The 2306-nt window shown below is 48.6% G+C and carries 5 protein-coding genes; 3 read left to right on the forward strand and 2 right to left on the reverse strand.

The annotated features are described in order from the left end of the window. The first annotated feature begins 202 nt into the window (after window positions 1-202). Window positions 203-346 carry a hypothetical protein gene (locus tag ABLA76_RS18065; protein ID WP_348988964.1) on the forward strand — a complete coding sequence of 48 codons (144 nt, stop codon included), beginning with the start codon at window positions 203-205 and terminating at the stop codon, window positions 344-346. A 6-nt stretch (window positions 347-352) separates the two neighbouring features. On the opposite strand, the gene ABLA76_RS18070 is transcribed toward ABLA76_RS18065, so the two are convergent. Continuing rightward, complete coding sequence (locus ABLA76_RS18070; RefSeq protein WP_348988965.1) at window positions 353-589, reverse strand: hypothetical protein; 237 nt, start codon at window positions 587-589, stop codon at window positions 353-355. Window positions 590-1124: 535 nt separating this feature from the next. Between ABLA76_RS18070 and ABLA76_RS18075 the strand changes: the two genes are divergently transcribed. Further along, window positions 1125-1577, forward strand: a complete 453-nt coding sequence (locus ABLA76_RS18075; protein ID WP_348988966.1) for a hypothetical protein — start codon at window positions 1125-1127, stop codon at window positions 1575-1577. A 13-nt stretch (window positions 1578-1590) separates the two neighbouring features. Beyond that, window positions 1591-1953, forward strand: coding sequence for a hypothetical protein (locus ABLA76_RS18080; protein WP_348988967.1), 363 nt, complete (start codon window positions 1591-1593; stop codon window positions 1951-1953). Between the two features lie 101 nt (window positions 1954-2054). Here ABLA76_RS18080 and ABLA76_RS18085 read toward each other — a convergent pair. Further along, window positions 2055-2306: SymE family type I addiction module toxin (locus ABLA76_RS18085; protein WP_348988968.1), on the reverse strand; the 252-nt coding region annotated here is incomplete at its 5' end.

The raw sequence follows: 2306 nt of genomic DNA on the forward strand, positions 1-2306 counted from the left end.
AACAAACCCATACGGCAGAGCGTGATACCCCGACACCACCGGAAAGCAGCGCAGACCGTGCCAGCGGAAAGCCGGGCGCCGAACCGAAACCGCAGCGCACCGGACAGCCTGAGCGTCCCCGTTAAGTTCGCTGGGTGCGGGGCAGGGGCAGACCGTAGCCGGACTGCCCGTCGGCCTCGGTGTCTGCGGGGGTACGTGGGCAATGGTCGGCCTGAACAATGCCGCCCCCGTTCAGTCAGTGCAGGCCGTCCAAAGCCCACTCAACATAATGTTGGGGAATTATGCGAAACTCGCCGTTCCGCTCAGTCGTCCCCCAAAAACCGGTAAAGCGGCTCGCATCGCATAATACACATTATGTCTTGCGCCCCCGCTTATCGGCATCGCAAGGTGCACCGCACAAGGCTGCGCCTTCTGCTGTCAGCTTCTGAGCCAGTCCCGGCCAAAGATCCGCGCCGACCCTGAGCACTGTGCCCCGTTCCGGCAAAATCACGTCTTCTTTAGCTGCCTTGCGTTGTTCCGGCAAACTTCCCTGCTGGCAGGTCGGCCTGCGGCCTCCGCGTTTACCTCCCCCGACCCGACCCCGCTGCACTGGCTGCGCCCGGCTCGCAGTCGCTGCGCTCCTCGCTCGTTACCGTGCTCGTCATCTCCGCCCCGTGCAGCCCCCGCAGGGGGCTTCCCTTGAGTAAAGTGCCATCAGCCAAACCGATCACAATCTTCGGCTTCCGTGCCTGAGAGCGTCGCAATGCGCCGCTTGCGGGTTCTTTGCCACCCGCCCCCGCAGAACGTGCGCCCGCCGCCCAAACAAGTTGGGCCGCGTTCGCCCGTTGCCGAAAGTGAAAAACTGCACAAAATCAGGTTGTTCAGCTCATCACAAGGAAAACAGGAAGCTATATTGCATAACGGCTTGCGGCGGTAGCCCGGCAAAAGTGCACCGGGGCAACATGGCAAAACAGCGCAAAAGTGCGTATCGGCGTTTTAAGTTCGTGGATGTGGGCTAAACGGGTAAAAACGGTTCTTTAATAAGCTGATATTCAAAGAAAAAATCACGTAAAAAAGTATGACCGCACCGGAATCGCTCCTAAGACCCCATAGGCTTGGCAGGCGGGTTTAACCCGTATTCTTATGTGCATAATCCGGTTGGGCGTGTTGATCCCCTTGGCCTGAATTCAGAATTAATTGCGACGCAGGAGAAGATCAACGCAATACTTCGTGAGCATTTACCGGAAATACGCAAAATAGATCCGAATGCGGAAATTGGCTATCGAGGCAGTGTGGCGAGTGGAATAAGTAAAGCACATGATCCGAGCATAGCAAGGCCTGTTAATTTAAAAGACTTTGATGTGGATGCGTTTATTAAATCTGATTATCTGGGTTATGACACAAGATATACAAATAGACGACGTGATGGTAATAAATTCCCAGAAATAGCTAAAATTGAGCGGGATATTGATAAAAAATTAAGAGCTGCACTTCCTGGATTAAGGGATGAAGCGTTTGGATTCAGAATATACAAAAGTCATGAACTTGATGATTACCTACGAAAAGGTGATAAGCAGGTCGTTATTAATTGTAAATAATTCAAGGTGATATATGACTCGTTACTTAAGTATAGTATTAGATACAGACACCAGTTTTGAAGAGCTGGTATCTGAAATCAGCCAGGTTTTTGATATTAATTTACTAATCAAAGATGATAAAGGTAGATATATAGCTACTGGTGATTGTGAAAAATATAAAATTATTGTTGTTGATAAATTAGATAGGTCATCTGAATTGTTATGCGATGAACATTATACGTTAGAACTAGCTATGAATAACGAAAATGATCATTATGAATACGAAGATAATATAAAAAATATATTATTCAATGGCAAAATAAAATGGAGCAGAGGAGTATGGAATACAATAAATGAAAATGAAAGCTGTAAAATAATTTATCCTAACTATAAATAGTGAGAAAGTAAAATTTATAAATAATTGTATGCAATTAGAGCCGGAAAGATCCCCGTGATCTTCCGGCTTTTTTCTTTTTAAGAGCCGCTCAGCCCCTGCCCTTAGTTGCTGTTGTAGTCGCCAAGCAGTTCCCGCATTCTCAGCTTAATTTCACTGAGCTGATCCTGCTGGCGCTGGTACTGTTGCTTAATGGTGCGAGTCTCGTCACTGTCAGGAATCAACACCAGACAGCCATCCATAATCTTCACGGTCAGGGTACAACCCTTATCAAACCCAGCCGCCTTAAGCCACTGGCCTTTAAGATGGATTGCGGGCGGGGCTTTGGCCTTGTCATTTTGCGGCACGTATCCCAC

Source organism: Xenorhabdus sp. SGI240, from assembly GCF_040081915.1.
In the GTDB taxonomy this organism is placed as follows: Bacteria; Pseudomonadota; Gammaproteobacteria; order Enterobacterales; family Enterobacteriaceae; genus Xenorhabdus; species Xenorhabdus bakwenae.